Genomic DNA, 16,943 nt, shown 5'->3' on the forward strand with positions numbered 1-16,943 from the left:
GCAGCCCCGGATTACGCCTACCCTGTCCGTGCCCACTTTCGAAAGAAGCCCTGCGCATGGACACCAAGGACGCCAATGCCCAACCTCTGGACCGGATCGATGAGGCCATTATCGAGGTGCTGCGCCACGACGGTCGCATCACCTTCGAAAAGCTCTCGACCCTGGTGCACCTCACCCCGCGCCCCTGCCTGGAGCGCGTGCGCAAGCTTGAACGCCGGGGTGTGATCCGCGGCTATGGCGCGATCATCGACTTGCAGAAACTCGCCCCTGGCTTGTCTTTGCTGGTGCTGGTGGCCCTGTCCAACCAGAGCGGGCGCGCCGCGCAGAAGGCCTTCGAGGCCACCATGCTGGCCTGCCCGGACGTCTACGAATGCCAGCTGATCAGCGGCCACTTCGACTACAGCCTGCGCCTGCGCTGCCGCGACATGGAGCACTATCGGGTGCTGAGCGAAAGCTGGATGAACAATGATGCACTGCACATCGACAAGCTGGTGGCACACCCTGAGCTGGCGTCGATCAAGTGCATGGCGCCGCAGATCGGGCGCTAACCCTGTACCCCCAAGCCCTTGTCAGCTTGAATAGCCTCGCCGTCTCCTTGCAATGGAGTACGGCCCATGCCTCAAGCCCCTTCACCTCACCTGGCATTTATCCAGCGGCGCATGCCCCAGTGGCTGAAATCGTCTACGCCCCGGCAACGCAAACAGCTTGAACTGCGCGTGCGCAGCAGTCATCGCGCCAGCCACCGGCTGCGCAAACATCTGGCAACGCTGCAAGCCCCAGAAGCATTTTGCCGCGCCCACCTGAACGACGCACTTGCATACTGGTTTGCCGAGCGCGAGCTACCCGACGTCGGCCAGGGCTGGCTGTGGCATGCAGCGCTGGGGCGCGGCATGTCCTGGCTGGAAGCCGCCATGCTGAACTTCGATGAAACCGACAAGGTACAGCTGTACCTGCGCAAGGACGCGCCGGCAGCCACCAACATCGATACCGAGCGTTTCGTGAAGATGGTCCGCAACCTCGACCTCGGCCGCCGTTACCAAGATCACCTGGCCGCCGTGCTCGATTCCGAACTGACCGCCCAACTGCAGCAAGACCAGGACCGCGCAGCCTTCGCCGCCGAGTTGAGCCTGGCGCTGCTGCGCGGTCATATCGACAGCCGTGGCGAGTTATTGGGCGAAGCGGCACTGGCGGGGGCTACACAGCTCACTCGCCCCGATGCCAGCCAGCGCGATCTGCAGTGCAGTTATCTGAGCCTGCTCGACTGCCCGCTGAACGGGCCATTGCTCATCACCCTGCAAGCTCACGCCGACACTGAACCCTGCCTGCTTTACCTCCCCGGGCACCCAAGCAGGCCCCTGCGTCAGTACGCCTCCCTCGCAGCACTGGGTCAGAGCCTCACCCGCATGCTCTGGGACGACGATGAACGACGGTTTTTCTTGCGCTACGTCAGCCATGACCAGCAGCCCCGCTTCGCCATGAGCCTGCGCGAGACCTTGTTCCCCCACTACCCCTACGCCACAGTGCAACCCGGCACACCGATATTGGAGAAAGGCCAGCACGTCAGCTGGATCACCCGGCTTTTCCCTGACCCTCACCATCCGTGGCAAGAAACCCTGGACAAGAATGCACGGTTACCCTGGAGCGCTTCGCGCTGGCGCAGGGACTGCTTTGCAGAACGCGTGCGCACTCAGATCGAACGCAAGCGACAGGATGCCGCCAGCATTGTAGTGCCCACCGAAAAACGCGACGCGGCGGCACTGCTCGAGCGAATTGAAGGCTGGCTGCAGACCGGCCTGAACCTGCTCAATGTTGCCAGCTTCTTCGTACCCGGCCTGGCAGAAGTGATGTTGGTGGTGGGCGGGGCGCAGCTGGTCGACGAATTCCTCGAAGGTGTCCATGCCGCCGATGAAAGCGATACCGACGCCGCTGTCGCCCATTTGTTCGGCGTCTTCGAAAACCTGGCGCTATTCGCCGCACTGGGTACCGCCGGGCACTATGTCGAATCGCCGGGGCCATTGCACCAATGGCACCGCATTGGCCATGGCGACACCGAGCGCCTGTGGCATGGCGACCTTTCAGCGTTCGCCCGGTCTCGCCCATGGCCTGCGGATACACCAGTGACCGCCGATGGCCTGCAGGCATGGCAAGGTCAGCACTGGTGGCAACACGAAGGCAAGGCATTGGCGCTGGCGCCAGAAGCAGAGGGTGGCTGGCGCCTGGCGCCAGGTGAAGGCCATCGCCATCAACCCAGGCTGCTCGGCAACGGTGACGGCAGCTGGCTACTGGAGCATGAGCGGCCACTGGCCTGGCGCAGCCCAGAACTGCCGCGGCGCCTTGGCCGCGCGTGCGCGGGCCTGGACGACGCCGCCCTGGCCAACGCCTTGCGCAGCTGCGGCTACGATGACGCCGCGCTGAGGCGACTGCTGCTCGATCACCGGCCACTGCCCGCGCTGTTGCTGGACGGACTTGAAGCCTTTGGTTCCACGCCGCTGCCGCTCATTGAAAGGGGCGATAGCGCCGTGCTGGCAAGGGACTTTCCTTCGCTCAGCCCACGCGCACGCAACGAAATCCTGGCTGCGGCATCGCCGGGTGACGTGGCACGGCTCAGGCAAACCGGCCGACTGCCGCTGGCCATGGCCGAACAGGCCCGGCTGTACCTGCGCGAAGCGCGACTCAATCGAGCACTGGGCCAACTCCGGCAAGCTTCGGCCAACAGCAGTGATCGCGATGCCCTGGTGTTCGCCAACTTGCCACGCTTGCCGGGGTGGACCGGCAACATCCGCCTTGAACTTGTCGAGCAAGGTCAAGTCATCGAAGCTGTTGGCGCGCCAGGCTCAACGGTCAAGCGCGTCTTGCGCAGCAATCATGGCTACCAGGCAGTCGACGCGTCTGGCCAGACCCTTGAGAACCAGGAGTCGCTTGCTAATGCCATCCTGCATGCCCTGCCAGACAGCGAACGCGACGCACTCGGGCTGGCCATTTACGACGCACCAGCCCTGCGAGATGCCTTGTTCGAACTGGCCCACAGAGACCGCGAAGCAACCGCACGCGACCTGGGCATGGCACCCGTGCGCCCGCTGTACAACCCGCCCGGCTCGCTACCGGGCAGCCACCGGGTTGGCTATCAGCTCAGTGGTCACGGCCGCGGCGTGCTGACCGCCGACCAATTGTTCGACCAGCTTTACCCTGCCGGCAATCTGGAAGAGCGCCAGCTCCTGCGTCAACGCCTGCGCCACCAGGCAGGCCATGGGCCGGGCGCCTTCATGCGCTTGCTGGATGGCCTGCGCAGTGATTATCGGCAGCTGGATAGCGAGCTGCAGAGCTGGGTCGAGTATGGCCAGGGTGCGCAGCGCACCGCACGAGACACCCAGGCCCAGCGCATTCGCCGAGCCTGGCGCAGGGAAAGCCCCGACGAGCCCACCGGTTCGATCGATCACATCATTCTCGACATCAACGCAGCACAACTGCAAACCTTGCCCAGGTTGAGCGTGACCCTGCCACACGTTCGCGACTTGCGTATCACCGAGCTTCCCGAACGTGTTCACACGCAACTGGACGCCTTTCTCCGGGTTTTCCCCCAGGTCCGCTACCTGGACCTGGAAGGCAATGCCCTGCGCAGCCTTCCTCCGGCACTGGGCGAACTCGGCGAAGTGCAATCACTGGACCTCTCGTACAACGAGCTCGATCTCTCTCAGGAAACCGACCTCACAACCCTCACGCGGCTGACCAACCTCCAGCGCCTGAATCTGTCGCAATGCCTGCAGGACCTGCCGGTCAGTGCCCTACAACGGCTTGCCAATCTGCCAGCGCTGACGTTTTTCCAGGCCGACCGGAACGCCTTGAGCTTCGGTGTAGAGCACTTCCAGGCACTGCAGGGCTGGCCGAGCCTCACCCACCTTGAACTGGGTCACAACCAGATCGTGCTGACCGAAGCAAGCCGCACGGCACTGGCCGGGCTGAATCGGCTGCGTCTGCTTTCACTGCGTCGCAACCCGCTGGAGCTGGCGCCCGACCTGACTGGCTGGGCTGCACTTGAGCAAATCGACCTGGAGCGCACGCTGATCGTCGAATGGCCTGCCGGGCTGACCACCTTGATGAGCCATGAACCGCTCAACCTCCGCGCCATCGACTTGAGCCTCAATGAACTGAGCGATGCACCCGCCCTGCGCGACACCACCTTCGCCCGCCGATACCGCGAACGCGACCCGGAGCTGAGTTACGCCTTCGACGACAACCCCTTCAACGATCTGGCCTTGCAGCGCCTCGAAGAGGCTGGATTACCTGCCGATCAGCAAGACTTTGAGGAAGACGACTGGTCCGCCGGCTGGCCTGGCGCCCTGCGGGCGCATCTGGCCGAGTTCTGGATGGACGCGAACTGGCAGCCCTTGTTCGACTTGTACCAGCGACTGCCCAACACGGAGGCATACCGGGTCAGCACAGCAGCCATGGACCAACGGATGCGCCAAGTGCTGCAGACCCTGGTTGAAGGCGCACAGTCAGATCAAGCCGGCACAGGCTTTGCCCAACTGCAACAGCAGATCCATGACCTTCTGGTGGACGCTGGCCAGGAATGCGTCGACCAGGCCAGCCTGCTGTTTCAGCAGGTCGAGACAGAAGTCTCGCTTTGGCAGTCCGTGGCCCGCGCAGAACCGGGTGCAGGCAACGAACAAGTGGCCATCGACAGCGCCGCGAGCCTGATGCGTCAGCGTTTGCTCGACGAGCAAATTAGCGGGTTGTTCAACGCTCGGCGCGCCAGGCGCCGTGCACTTGCCGACGCCGGCAATAGCGCTGAGCGCGAGGCTGCACCTGCCTTGTCGAGGCATGATGACCTCAGTGATGCGCAGCTGACCGAGGCGAGCTTCCTGCTGGATGAGCTGGAAATGGCCTTGTACGCACGCATTCGCCTGCAGCAGCGTCTGCGCCTGCCCCCACAACCCGACGGGATGCGTTTCGAGTACCTGGCACGCCTGAGCGATGCCACCTTGCAACGGTTGGAGCAGGCTGTGTGGTCGGATGCGACAGCGACGCGCCTGAGTGCCTGGGTCAGCGACCAACCCTTCTGGCAGCGCTGGCTACAGCGCTTGCGCCCGCAAGCATTCCAGCAGTTCGACCTGCAATGGGAGGGTGCTTCAGAGTATTTCGACACGCTCAATGACAGCGCCAGCGTGACCGGTAGCTACACCGGCCCCGAGGTCCCGCAGGCCTACATCACCCGCCTGGAACAGCACATGGGGCAGATCACCTGGCGCCGCGCAGGCGTACTGCAACGCGTTGACCTGTGCAACGACGACGCCCTCTACCTACGGGCTTCGGAGCTTTTGCTGCAAAGTCGACAACAGGCGCGGGAAGCGCTGCTGAGGACACTGACTGAAGCCCTGAGCGACGCCAACCCGCATACCTTCGCGGCCAGCCCTTGAACCCGCGCCCCATCATCTTGGCAAGCTGATTGCAGCAGTTGATCAGGCGTTGGCCAGTCCTGATCTGATTTCAGCGGACAGCGTGGGGCAGGAGCTGCGCCCCATGCACCGAACTAGAGCCAAGGCAGTGCCAATGCCCTACAACTGGTCAGACCGGTAAGGCCAAAATCGCTTGCAAACTTGGATTTTTCGCGCTTTTATGATCCCGCGCTGAACATACCGGTAAGACCACAATAATTAAGTCCTGCGCTCTTTCGCCCCGTGCGGCACCGAAGCAAGGACACCGATCTGAGATCCCTCCCATGCTCAAATGGTGCTCGCGTTCGATCTTCCTGCAAGTTGTGCTCGGCCTTGCTCTCGGCATTGCCTGCGGCCTCAGCTTCCCCGACCTTTCCCTGCAGCTCAAACCCCTCGGCGACGGCTTCATCAAGCTGATCAAGATGCTCATCGGCCTGATCGTGTTCTGCGTGGTGGTCAGCGGCATTTCCGGCGCCGGCGACCTGAAGAAGGTCGGGCGCATCGGCCTGAAATCGGTGATCTATTTCGAAGTGCTGACCACCATCGCCCTGGTCATCGGCCTGGTGTTCGCCTTCAGCAGCGGCATCGGCAGCGGCGCCAACATACACCTCGACCAGCTGTCCAGCGCCGATGCCAGCAGCCTGGCCGAGCGCGGCCAGCACATCCATGGGGCCACGGCGTTCTTCATGGACCTGATCCCGACGTCGGTGGTGGGTGCCTTCGCCGACAACAACATCCTTCAGGTGCTGCTGTTCTCGGTACTGTTCGGCAGTGCCTTGAACCTGGTGGGCGACTCGGCCGCTGGCATCTCGCGGCTGATCAACGAACTGAGCCACGTCATCTTCCGCATCATGGGCATGATCGTGCGCCTGGCGCCGATCGGCGTGTTCGGCGCCATCGCCTTCACCACCAGCAAGTACGGCCTGGAATCGCTGCAGCACCTGGGCGGCCTGGTGGCATTGTTCTACCTGACCTGCGCCGGCTTCGTGCTGATTGTGCTGGGTACCGTGATGCGCGTGTCCGGCCTGAAGCTGTTGCCGTTCATCAAGTACCTGCGTGAAGAGCTGACCATCGTCCTCGGCACCGCTTCGTCCGACGCCGTGCTGCCGCAGATCATGCGCAAGCTGGAACACCTGGGCATCGGCAGCTCCACCGTCGGCCTGGTCATTCCCACCGGCTACTCGTTCAACCTCGACGGTTTTTCCATCTACCTGACCCTGGCCATCGTGTTCATTGCCAACGCCACCGGCACACCGCTGGAGATGACCGACCTGCTGACCATTTTGCTGGTGTCGCTGGTGACCTCCAAGGGTGCTCACGGCATCCCAGGCTCGGCGCTGGTAATCCTTGCCGCCACCCTGACCGCCGTGCCGGCGATCCCGGTGGTGGGCCTGGTGCTGGTACTGGCGGTGGACTGGTTCATGGGCATTGGCCGGGCGCTGACCAACCTGATCGGCAACTGCGTGGCCACCGTCGCCATAGCCCGCTGGGAAAAGGACATCGACCTGGAACGTGCGCATAACGTGCTCGATGGCAAACCCGGCTTCGCCCCTGCGCCACGCAAGCAAGCCAACCCCCATCAACAGCAATTCTGAGCGAACGTGGCCGGCGCTGACGCCGGCCCTTGCAGGAGCGAACCGTGATCAGCTCATCGACCGTCGTCAACTCAGTGGTGGAAAAACTGCGCCAGGCCCTGGCCCGCGGCCAGTGGCGCTCCGGCGACATGCTGCCCGGGCAGCGCGAACTGGCCGAACAACTGGGTATCAGCCGCCCCAGCCTGCGCGAAGCGGTGACTGTGCTGGAAACCCTGGGCCTGGTGCGTGCGTTGCCAGGCAAGGGTGTGCTGGTACTGGATGCCGATGCCGTGCCCCAGGACCCAGCCAGCGAAAGCGCCGCAGCGGCCAGCCTGGCCGATGTGCTGGAACTGCGCTACACCCTCGAACCGTTCATCGTCGGGCTGGTCGCGCAATCGGCCAACAGCCAGGACATCGGCCAGCTGCGCCTGACCCTGATGGACATGCGCGAAGCGCTGGAAGCCGATGACAGCGAAGCCGGGGCCAAGGCTTACATCGCGTTCCACGAGGCGCTATTCGCCCTGACCACCAACCCGATCTTCCAGAGCGTGGTGCAGCAGACCGGCAACGCCCTCAAGCAGAGCGCCAGCATGCTGCGCAACTCGCCCGAGCACTTGGCCGCACGGCTCAAGGAGAATGAAGCGGTGGTGCGCGCCATCCGCGAACGCAACAGTGCCCAGGCCAGCGCCCAGATGCGCCAGCACATTCTCGCCGAAGGCCAGCGCATGGGCATTCAACTCAATATCCCGGACGACCAGCCCGGCCAATGACCCTTGGAGAGCGACCATGACCGCCTGCGCCCACGCCGCCCCCCGCCTGCCTGCCCTGCTCGCCGCCGGCGAGACCCGCCTGTCGGCCGAGCAGATCTACCCGCGTCTGTTCGACGCGATCCTCGAACAGCGCCTGCCGCCTGGCAGCCTGTTGCCCGAACAGGCCCTGGGCAATGCCTTTGGCGTCAGCCGCACGGTGATCCGCCGGGTGCTCGGGCGTCTGTCGGACCAGCAAGTGGTGGTGCAGCGCCCCAGCCACACTGCCCACCTGGCTGCGCCCGACCCGCAGCAGGCGCGCCAGGTACTGAGTGCCCGGCGCCTGGCCGAAACCACCCTGATCAGCCTGGCCGCACAACGCGCACGACCGGTGCAGGTTCGCCAGCTGCGCCAACTGGTCGAACGCGAGCGCCAGCACCACGAACGCGGTGAACGCTGCGCCGCCATCCGCCTGGGTGGCGAATTTCACCTCAAGCTCGCCCAGGTGGCGGCCAATGCGCCGCTGGCGCGCTTCCTCAACGGCCTGGTACCCATGACTTCGCTGATCATCGCCCGCTATGAATCGCCTTGCTGCGACCACTGCGCCTGGGAGGAACATGCCGCGATCATCGATGCCGTGGAAGCCGGTGATGCAGAGGTGGCACTGGCGTTGATGCATGATCATCTCGACCGTCTGGAAGACAAGCTCGACCTTGGCTGACCACGGCCGATAGGCTGCACGGCAGCCCCCTGAGCTGCGCCCTATACTCGGATGACCACCCCGCCTCTACCCCCGGGAGGCAGCCGAGTGAGCCGAAGATTGCTGGTCCTGCTGTGCATCTTGCTGGCTATCGCCGGCTGCGCAGGCAAACGCCCGCCGGCCCCGCCCCCGCCAGTGGTACTCGACCCCGCCAGCTGGCAGCGCATCGACCAGGAGCTGATCGAGGCCTCGGTCGGCGCGGCCGGCTCGGCCAACGACTATGCACGGCGCTCGATGCGGGTATGGAAGGAACAGGTGCAGCAACGCACCGAAAACGACTTTATCCCTTGGTTCACCGGTTACTGGACCCAACAATGGCTGACCATGAAGGTAGCCTGGTACAAGCTCGACAGCGGCGAAGGCCGCGAGCCTGCAGAGAAGCGCCTGGCGTTGTACCTGCAGGAGCAGTACCACGAGCGGGTGATCGAACCCGTGGCCGAACAGATCAACCCAGAAGGCATTCGCGATCGTGCCTGCGAGCTGTACGTGCAACTGTTCGGCCAGCAACTGCCAGCGATCATCCAGCGCTTCCATGCGCCGCCCGAGCAGTTCAGCCAGCGCCTGAATCGCATCCCGGCGATCAACCTGGGGCCGCCACCCGCCCGCAATGCCTCGCTCTATCAATTGCTGCGGGCCAAGCCGCTCGAGCAGCAACCGGCCTGGCTGGCGTTGCGCGAGCACTTGCACAAGCAGGCCGCCAAAGGCCCGGGGAAAACCGATGTGAGCTTGTCGTCCGTGGCCACCAATGCCAGTGAGAAACTCGGCGCCACCCTGGCCCCTCGCGGCATCGCCAGTGCCGTCGCCAGTGCCGTGGGCAAGGTGGCCGGCGCGATGATCTCGATCGCGGCGACCGGCTACGGCATCATGTCGCACAACCGTGACCAGCCGCAGATGGTCGAGCAACTGCGGGTCATCCTCAACGTCGCGCTCAACCAGGAATGGCAGGAGCTGATGGAAAACCGCCAGAGCGGCGCCCTGGCGGGGGTGTACTACCTGTCTGGGCAGGTCGAGGACAGCCTGCTGGCGACCATGCCACAACCTTCGATGGAGCAGCAGACCGAACAGCGCCAGGCACCCACAAGACAGGAGCCTCTTCTGATTCGCTTGCCGTAGGTTCCTGTTCCGGCCTTTTCGCGGCTAAAGCCGCTCCCACAGGGACACCACTGTTCCCGAGGGCAGTGACATACCTGTGGGAGCGGCTTTAGCCGCGAAGAGGCCTGACCTGCCTGCCTCAGGCAGCGGCCATCGCCGAAGTCGGCAAGCCAAAGATCCGGTCGAACGCCCAGTTGTAGGCGAAGGTGTAGCACGGGATCAGAACGATGAACGCCAGGTCCACCAGCAACGCCTCCACCAGGCTCATGTCCAGCCACCAGGCAATCAGCGGAATCAGGTACACCACCAAGGTCAACTGAAAGCCGACGGCATGCGCCACCCGCCGCGCCACGCTGCGCCCACGCTTGGCCTGGCGGCTCTCCCAGTACTCGAAGAGGCTGTTGTAGATCAGGTTCCAGAGCATGGCGATGGTGGTGATCATCACCGCCAGCGGCCCGGTGTGCGAAGCCTGGGTGTCGGACAGGTAGGCTAGCCCCAGCGTCGACATGCACAGGCCGATGAGTTCATAGGCGGTCACGTAGACCAGTTTGCGTTTGACCCCCTGCACGGGTTACCTCATGTGTCGAATTGCGAGAGCGCAAGGATGATTCACCTGGCTTGACAGGAAAAGTCAACAGCCTTCAGATTGGCTGACAGGAGGCCGCCATGAACTTTTCCAGCGATAACATCCAGCTGTTTCTTGCCGTGCTCGACCGCGGCTCGTTTTCCGCCGCTGCCCGCGCCCTGCACCGGGTGCCTTCGGCGGTGAGCATGGCCATTGGCAACCTCGAAGCCGAACTGGGCTACACCCTGTTCGAGCGCGGCTCACGCGAAGTCCGCGCCACCGCCCAGGCGTTGGCACTCGAGCCCCATGCACGGCTGATCGCCGAGCAACTGGGCTTGTTGCAGGTGCACGCGCTGGAACTGTCCCAGGGCCTGGAAAGCAGCCTCACCCTCGCCGTGGTCCCGGATATCGATCATCGCCCGTTGCTCGCCGCCATTGCCAACCTCGGCGCCCGCTACCCGTTGCTCGACATCCAGTTGCTCAGCGCTCCCCAGGAAGAAGCCCTGCAGCTGCTCGACAGCGGCCGCGTCGATCTGTGCCTGGCTTTTGCCGGCTTGCAGGTCGATGCCCGGCGCAGTTTCCAGCACATCGGCATGGAAACGCTGGTGGCCACCTTGTCGCCCACCCACCCGGCCCTGCTCGAGGGCCGTATTCACTACCTCGAGGACCTGGTCAACGTGCGCCAGATCCTGGTCCGCAGCCGCGACCTGCCACTGCTCGACCCACGCCCACTGATCGGCGCCACGCACTGGTCCACCGATAGTTTCGACCTGGCCCTGCAGATGGTCGAAGCCGGCCTTGGCTGGGGCGACCTGCCCCTGGCCCGGGTCGCGCCGCTGGTCGCGGCCGGGCGCCTGGTGCGCCTGCAATTTGGCAATACCCGCAACGAACTGCAGCTGCCAATCCATGTGCTCTGGCGCAAGCAGCATCCGCTGCACCAGGGCGCTCGCCTGCTGATCGATCTGCTGGCAGCAGGCTAGCCCACCGTCCGTCGTCGGTGAGCCAGGCAAATAGCTAATTGTTTCAACCTTTTACCAAGCGCGCCGATAACAGGTAGGACAGGACTCGCCTTTTCGCCACAAGCACGCGGCGCCCTTCCCATCCTTGGCTCAAGGTCTCGAAACATGAACCTGAAATTTCGCCACAAGATCCTTCTCAGCGCCTGCGGTGTCGTGGTGCTGGCCTTTGCACTGTTCACGCTCTACAACGATTACCTGCAACGCAACACCCTTCGCCAGAATATCGAATCGTCCGTGCAACAGTCTGGCGCGCTGACTGCCAGCAGCGTGCAGAACTGGATGAGCGGGCGCATCCTGGTGCTGGAAAACCTGGCGCAGGACATTGCCGAACAAGGGGCAGGAGAAACCTTGGGCGGGCTGATCGAGCAGCCTTCCTATACGCGAAATTTCCTTTTCACCTATCTGGGCCAGGCCAACGGCGCATTCACCCAGCGCCCTGACACACAGATGCCGGCCGGCTACGACCCCCGCCAGCGGCCGTGGTACAGCAGCGCGGCCAGCGCCGGCCAGACCGTGCTCACCGCCCCTTACCAGGGCGCAGTCGGTGGCCTCATGGTCACCATCGCGGTACCGGTGAAAAGCAAGCGTAACGGCGAACTGATCGGCGTGGTCGGCGGTGACCTGACCCTTGACACTCTGGTCGAGATCATCAACTCGGTCGACTTCGGTGGCATCGGCCACGCCTTCCTCGCCGACAGCAGTGGCCAGGTGATCGTCAGCCCGGACAAAGACCAGCTGATGAAAAACCTCAAGGACATCTACCCCGGCAGCGGCCTGCGGGTGGCCGCTGGCATGCAGGACGTCACCCTCAACGGTGAAGAACGGCTGATCTCGTTCGCCCCGGTGGCCGGCCTGCCGTCGGCGCAGTGGTACATCGGCCTGTCGATCGACAAGGACAAAGCCTACGCTGCACTCAGCCAGTTCCGAACTTCAGCGATCATCGCCATGCTCATCGCCGTAGTCGCCATCGCCGTGCTGCTGGGCCTGCTGATCCCGGTGCTGATGCGCCCGCTGACCACCATGGGCCGCGCCATGCGTGACATTGCCGAAGGTGAAGGCGACCTGACCCGCCGGCTCGAGGTGCAGCACAAGGACGAATTCGGCGAGCTGGCCAGCTCGTTCAACCGCTTCGTCGAGCGTATCCACACCTCGATCAGCGAAGTCTCTTCGGCCACCCGCCTGGTGCACGATCTGTCGGAAAAAGTCGTCGACGCCTCCAACGCCTCGATCATCGGTTCCGAAGAACAGAGCATGCGCACCAACAGCGTGGCCGCGGCCATCAACCAGCTGGGCGCCGCGACCCAGGAAATCGCCCGCAATGCGGCCGACGCCTCGCAACACGCCAGCGGTGCCAGTGAGCAGGCCCACGGCGGCCGTGAAGTGGTCGAGCAGGCGATCAGCGCCATGACTGCGCTTTCCCAGCGCATCAGCGAATCGTGCCAGCAGATCGAAACCCTCAATGCCAGCACCGATGAGATCGGCAAGATTCTCGACGTGATCAAGGGCATTTCCCAGCAGACCAACCTGCTGGCGCTCAACGCCGCCATCGAAGCCGCCCGCGCCGGTGAGGCCGGACGCGGCTTTGCCGTGGTCGCCGACGAGGTGCGCAACCTGGCCCACCGCACCCAGGAATCGGCCGAGGAAATCCACCGCATGATCACCAGCCTGCAGGTGGGCTCGCGTGAGGCGGTGCACACCATGAATACCAGCCAGGTATCGAGCGAACAGACCGTGCAGGTGGCCAACCAGGCCGGTGAACGCCTGGCCAGTGTCACCGAGCGCATCGGTGAAATCGATGGCATGAACCAATCGGTGGCCACCGCTACCGAGGAGCAGACCGCAGTGGTCGAGAGCCTGAACCTGGACATCACCCAGATCAACGCGCTGAACCAGCAAGGGGTGCAAAACCTCAACCAGACCCTGCAGCATTGCGATGCGCTCGCTCAACAGGCCGGGCGCCTGAAGCAGCTGGTAGGCAGCTTCCGCATCTGATGACGTGTAACCCCTCGTCGGCGCTTGCCGACGAGGGCTTTCGCCAGCGCACGTCTGCATCAACCCAAGAACCGGTTATAACCTAATAACGAACAAGTCTATTTGGCTATAAAAACTCCCTATATGCTGCACGCATCCGATAACGGGCAAAGCTGGGCAGTCGAGTAGCGTATGGATGTAGGTTCTTTCGGTTTCACCATTGCCGGACTGGTTGTGGGTTTCATCGTCGGCATGACCGGCGTCGGTGGTGGCTCACTGATGACCCCGATCCTGCTGTGGTTCGGCATCAACCCGGCGACTGCCGTAGGCACCGACTTGTTGTATGCGGCGATCACCAAGGGCAGTGGCGTCTGGGTGCATGCCCGGCAGAAGAACATCGACTGGAAGATCACCGGCCTGCTCAGCCTCGGTAGCGTCCCGGCGGCAGCCCTGACCCTGTGGTTCCTCAGCACCCTGCACACCGACACCACGGCGCTGAACGCCATTATCAAGCAGGGCCTGGCGGTGGTGCTGATCCTCACCGCCCTGGCAATCCTGTTCAAATCCCGCCTGCAAGCGTTCGCCAGCCGTCATGCAGGTGACCACTATCACCTCAGCGACCGCAGCCTGAACGTTCTCACTGTGCTGACCGGCGTACTGCTGGGCGTCATGGTCACCCTGACCTCGATCGGTGCCGGCGCCCTGGGTACCGTGGCGCTGTTCCTGCTCTACCCCTTCCTGGCCACCCGTCGCCTGGTTGGCACCGAAATCGCCCATGCCGTCCCCCTGACCCTGGTTGCCGGTATCGGCCATGCCGGCATGGGCAACATGGACTGGTCGCTGCTGGGTTACCTGCTGCTGGGCTCGCTGCCGGGCATCTACCTTGGCAGCCACCTCACCGGGCGCATCTCCGATCGCGTCCTGCGCCCTTGCCTGGCGACCATGTTGCTGCTGATCGGCTACAAGCTGGTGTTCTGACCTGGCAACCGGCGCTTGCTCAATCCAGACGCAAGCGCCACTGCCCGGCAAAGCTCAACTCGACCCGCGACAACGGCAGCACATCGATCCGCTGCGCGGCAGCCAGCGGGCATTCCAGCACCGCCACCAGTGCGGCGCGGATCGCCCACGGGTGAGTGACCGCCAGCCACTCACCCGGCCCGTCGAAGGCCGTCAACCATGCCTTTACACGTTCGCACACCTGCGCAAACGACTCACCGCCAGGGGGCGCACTGAGCGGGTCGGCGAGCCACAGCGCCAACGCCTGAGGCTGCTCGGCCTGCAACTGTTTGAGTGGCAAACCCTGCCAATGGCCAAGGGCGCAATCGGCCAATGCCGGTACGCACTGCACCAGCGACGAGAGGCACAGCGCCGTCTCCTGCGCGCGCCGCTCAGGCGCAGCCAGCAGCTGCATGCCGGGAGTAGACGCCAAGGACTCGAGGGCCGAAGGCAAAATGCCGTCGTCGGGCTGCGCCAGGCGCCCGCTTTTCTGGGCCGGGGTCAGGGCATGGCAGAGCAAGGTCAGGCGTACGGCTTTCACCAAGGCGTTCTTCATTGAAAGTCAGGCCGACTGGTTTAACATGCCAGCCACTTTTTTACCGCAACAAAGTCACGCCAGGGCGGAACGTCGAGTTAGCATCGCCACTCCTACCTAGGCGAAATGCCACCAGAGCCAGATCGATGCCCACCACTACGCCCAGCCCTTTGCTACTTGCCCTGCGCCAAGGCACCCGTGACTGCCACAAGCTGCTGGAGGCGCGCCTGCCGTTCTTCAGCCCCAGCTTCGATAGCGCTGACTATCGGCGCCTGCTGCAGGCCTACTACGGTTTTCACTTTCCCCTGGAACATCGCTTGAGCGATTACCAGGGACGAGAGCGCCACAAGGCCCCAACCTTGGCCCGCGACCTGCTGGCCTTGGGCCTGAGCGAAGCCGACATCGGCGCCCTGCCGCTGTGCCAGGCACTGCCGGCCATCCACGACGAGGCCAGCGCGCTGGGTGTTATGTACGTGCTGGAGGGTTCGACCCTGGGTGGCCAGGTGCTCAAGCGGGCGATGGCCGAGCGCCTGGGCATCGGCCACGACAGCGGTGCAGCCTTTCTCGACGTGTATGGCGAACGGACCGGCAGCTACTGGCGAAGCTTCCTGGAGCGGCTTGGCCGGGCACCGGCTGCAGAACAGGCCGCTACCATGCAGGCCGCCATCGACACCTTTACCCGCTTCGAAGCGTGGCTGGACCATCGCGGTGTCTTGCACTAGCGACTGCCGCTTGCCCTGACCGGCGTCTTCAGCATGCTCGCGAGCGACCCTGGCCATCCATTGGCCGGTCAGATCCTTGTAGTTGAAAGGTACGATTTCAGGTACAACCCACAGACGCTTCACGTCGACCCTCTCCCTCAACGAATCCCTTGCCCATGCTCCCAGCCGCACTGATCTTCCTGTTCACCCTGACCCTGGTCATCTGGCAGCCCAAGGGCCTCGGCGTCGGCTGGAGCGCCAGCCTTGGCGCCGTGCTGGCGCTGTTGTTCGGGGTGGTCTCAGTGCAGGACATCCCCACCGTATGGGCGATCATCTGGAACGCCACCGGCACCTTCATCGCCCTGATCGTCATCAGCCTGTTGCTGGATGAGGCGGGTTTCTTCGAATGGACAGCGCTGCACGTGGCACGTTGGGCGCGCGGCGACGGGCGCAGGCTGTTCGCCTTCATGGTGCTGCTGGGGGCTGCGGTGTCGGCATTGTTCGCCAATGACGGGGCAGCGCTGATCCTCACCCCGATCGTCATGTCGATGCTGCTGGCCCTGCGTTTCTCCCCCGCAGCGACCCTCGCCTTCGTCATGGGTGCCGGTTTCATTGCCGACACCGCCAGCCTGCCGTTGGTCGTGTCGAACCTGGTGAACATTGTTTCAGCTGACTACTTCGGCCTCGGTTTCAATGCCTACGCGTCGGTGATGGTGCCGGTGAACCTGGTGGCGGTGGCGGCCACGCTGCTGGTGCTGGGGTTGTATTTTCGCCGTGACATCCCGGCCCGATACACTGCCGAGGACCTCAAGCTACCGGCCCTGGCCATCCGCGATCGCGCTACCTTCCGCGTCGGCTGGGTAGTGCTTGTGGGCCTGCTGGCCGGGTTGTTCGTGCTGGAGCCGCTCGGCATTCCGGTCAGCGCCGTGTCCACTGCGGGGGCGCTGGTGCTGTTCGCGGTGGCTGCGCGCGGCCACGTCATCATGACCCGCCGCGTGCTGCGTGAGGCGCCGTGGCACATCGTGGTGTTCTCGCTGGGCATGTACCTGGTGGTATACGGGCTGCGCAATGCCGGCCTGACCGACTCGCTGACCCACGTGCTCAATGGCCTGGCCGGGCATGGCCTGTGGGCGGCATCACTGGGAACCGGGCTGATTGCCGCGCTGCTGTCCTCGGTGATGAACAACCTGCCCAGCGTGCTGATCGGCGCACTGTCGATCCACGCCAGCGAGGCGCACGGCGTGGTCCGCGAGGCAATGATCTACGCCAACGTGATCGGCTGCGACCTGGGGCCGAAGATTACGCCGATCGGCAGCCTGGCGACCTTGCTCTGGCTGCATGTGCTGGCGCGCAAGGGAGTGACGATTGGCTGGGGGTATTACTTCAAGGTTGGCGTGCTGCTTACAGTGCCGGTGCTGCTGGTGACCTTGGCGGCGCTGGCAGTGCGGCTGAGCATTTGAGATCGCCGGGCATACCGGACAGGCTTGGCCTCGGCACCGCGAGCGACGACACAGCCGTCGTTGCTGAGCACGACGATGGGCGTACGTTG

13 protein-coding genes and 1 pseudogene are annotated in these 16,943 nt (G+C 64.0%); 12 read left to right on the forward strand and 2 right to left on the reverse strand.

Annotated features, from left to right (window positions below; genetic code table 11):
• Positions 1-56 precede the first annotated feature (56 nt).
• The 6 genes from ACTORR_RS05210 (at position 57) to ACTORR_RS05235 (ending at position 9,628) form a co-directional block, all read left to right on the forward strand.
• On the forward strand, positions 57-548 hold the full coding sequence (locus ACTORR_RS05210; RefSeq protein WP_054883545.1) for an Lrp/AsnC family transcriptional regulator: 492 nt from the start codon (positions 57-59) through the stop codon (positions 546-548).
• 66 nt (positions 549-614) lie between these two features.
• Positions 615-5,417, forward strand: coding sequence for a dermonecrotic toxin domain-containing protein (locus ACTORR_RS05215; protein ID WP_313364971.1), 4,803 nt, complete (start codon positions 615-617; stop codon positions 5,415-5,417).
• A 302-nt stretch (positions 5,418-5,719) separates the two neighbouring features.
• Positions 5,720-7,030 (forward strand): C4-dicarboxylate transporter DctA, encoded by a 1,311-nt coding sequence (locus tag ACTORR_RS05220; RefSeq protein WP_099815308.1) that lies wholly within the window; start codon positions 5,720-5,722, stop codon positions 7,028-7,030.
• Positions 7,031-7,074: 44 nt separating this feature from the next.
• On the forward strand, positions 7,075-7,779 hold the full coding sequence (locus ACTORR_RS05225; protein ID WP_099815307.1) for a FadR/GntR family transcriptional regulator: 705 nt from the start codon (positions 7,075-7,077) through the stop codon (positions 7,777-7,779).
• Positions 7,780-7,795: 16 nt separating this feature from the next.
• Complete coding sequence (locus ACTORR_RS05230) at positions 7,796-8,476, forward strand: GntR family transcriptional regulator (protein ID WP_313364970.1); 681 nt, start codon at positions 7,796-7,798, stop codon at positions 8,474-8,476.
• Positions 8,477-8,563: 87 nt separating this feature from the next.
• Positions 8,564-9,628, forward strand: coding sequence for a hypothetical protein (locus tag ACTORR_RS05235; RefSeq protein ID WP_054883540.1), 1,065 nt, complete (start codon positions 8,564-8,566; stop codon positions 9,626-9,628).
• A 118-nt stretch (positions 9,629-9,746) separates the two neighbouring features.
• On the opposite strand, the gene ACTORR_RS05240 is transcribed toward ACTORR_RS05235, so the two are convergent.
• Positions 9,747-10,175 carry a PACE efflux transporter gene (locus tag ACTORR_RS05240; RefSeq protein WP_054883539.1) on the reverse strand — a complete coding sequence of 143 codons (429 nt, stop codon included), beginning with the start codon at positions 10,173-10,175 and terminating at the stop codon, positions 9,747-9,749.
• A gap of 98 nt (positions 10,176-10,273) precedes the next feature.
• On the opposite strand from ACTORR_RS05240, the gene ACTORR_RS05245 reads away from it, so the two are divergent.
• From ACTORR_RS05245 to ACTORR_RS05260, 4 genes and pseudogenes are all read left to right on the forward strand, one after another.
• Positions 10,274-11,152 (forward strand): LysR family transcriptional regulator, encoded by an 879-nt coding sequence (locus ACTORR_RS05245; RefSeq protein WP_054883538.1) that lies wholly within the window; start codon positions 10,274-10,276, stop codon positions 11,150-11,152.
• A gap of 144 nt (positions 11,153-11,296) precedes the next feature.
• Positions 11,297-12,325: pseudogene (gene mcpA / locus ACTORR_RS05250) on the forward strand (methyl-accepting chemotaxis protein McpA); the annotation flags it as partial.
• 117 nt (positions 12,326-12,442) lie between these two features.
• Entirely contained in the window at positions 12,443-13,183 is a 741-nt protein-coding gene (locus ACTORR_RS05255) for a methyl-accepting chemotaxis protein (RefSeq protein WP_371263233.1), read from the forward strand.
• Between the two features lie 171 nt (positions 13,184-13,354).
• Positions 13,355-14,140 (forward strand): sulfite exporter TauE/SafE family protein, encoded by a 786-nt coding sequence (locus tag ACTORR_RS05260; RefSeq protein ID WP_176506190.1) that lies wholly within the window; start codon positions 13,355-13,357, stop codon positions 14,138-14,140.
• Between the two features lie 19 nt (positions 14,141-14,159).
• Here ACTORR_RS05260 and ACTORR_RS05265 read toward each other — a convergent pair whose 3' ends face one another.
• Entirely contained in the window at positions 14,160-14,699 is a 540-nt protein-coding gene (locus ACTORR_RS05265; protein WP_313364972.1) for a histidine phosphatase family protein, read from the reverse strand.
• Positions 14,700-14,839: 140 nt separating this feature from the next.
• Between ACTORR_RS05265 and ACTORR_RS05270 the strand changes: the two genes are divergently transcribed.
• Positions 14,840-15,415: a biliverdin-producing heme oxygenase gene (locus ACTORR_RS05270; protein ID WP_054883535.1), complete on the forward strand. Its 576-nt coding sequence runs from the start codon at positions 14,840-14,842 to the stop codon at positions 15,413-15,415.
• Between the two features lie 155 nt (positions 15,416-15,570).
• Positions 15,571-16,854, forward strand: coding sequence for an arsenic transporter (locus ACTORR_RS05275; RefSeq protein ID WP_054883534.1), 1,284 nt, complete (start codon positions 15,571-15,573; stop codon positions 16,852-16,854).
• Positions 16,855-16,943: the final 89 nt, after the last annotated feature.

Origin of the sequence: Pseudomonas sp. SAR267, assembly GCF_052077595.1 — a bacterium.
GTDB classification, from domain to species: Bacteria; Pseudomonadota; Gammaproteobacteria; order Pseudomonadales; family Pseudomonadaceae; genus Aquipseudomonas; species Aquipseudomonas vlassakiae.

Bases quoted from the DNA above. Each gene is read 5' to 3' on its own strand.
- ACTORR_RS05270 (WP_054883535.1), top strand. From the start codon at position 14,840: ATGCCCACCACTACGCCCAGCCCTTTGCTACTTGCCCTGCGCCAAGGC.
- ACTORR_RS05245 (WP_054883538.1), top strand. From the start codon at position 10,274: ATGAACTTTTCCAGCGATAACATCCAGCTGTTTCTTGCCGTGCTCGAC.
- ACTORR_RS05220 (WP_099815308.1), top strand. From the start codon at position 5,720: ATGCTCAAATGGTGCTCGCGTTCGATCTTCCTGCAAGTTGTGCTCGGC.
- ACTORR_RS05215 (WP_313364971.1), top strand. From the start codon at position 615: ATGCCTCAAGCCCCTTCACCTCACCTGGCATTTATCCAGCGGCGCATG.
- ACTORR_RS05260 (WP_176506190.1), top strand. From the start codon at position 13,355: ATGGATGTAGGTTCTTTCGGTTTCACCATTGCCGGACTGGTTGTGGGT.
- ACTORR_RS05210 (WP_054883545.1), top strand. From the start codon at position 57: ATGGACACCAAGGACGCCAATGCCCAACCTCTGGACCGGATCGATGAG.
- ACTORR_RS05230 (WP_313364970.1), top strand. From the start codon at position 7,796: ATGACCGCCTGCGCCCACGCCGCCCCCCGCCTGCCTGCCCTGCTCGCC.
- ACTORR_RS05275 (WP_054883534.1), top strand. From the start codon at position 15,571: ATGCTCCCAGCCGCACTGATCTTCCTGTTCACCCTGACCCTGGTCATC.
- ACTORR_RS05255 (WP_371263233.1), top strand. From the start codon at position 12,443: ATGCGCACCAACAGCGTGGCCGCGGCCATCAACCAGCTGGGCGCCGCG.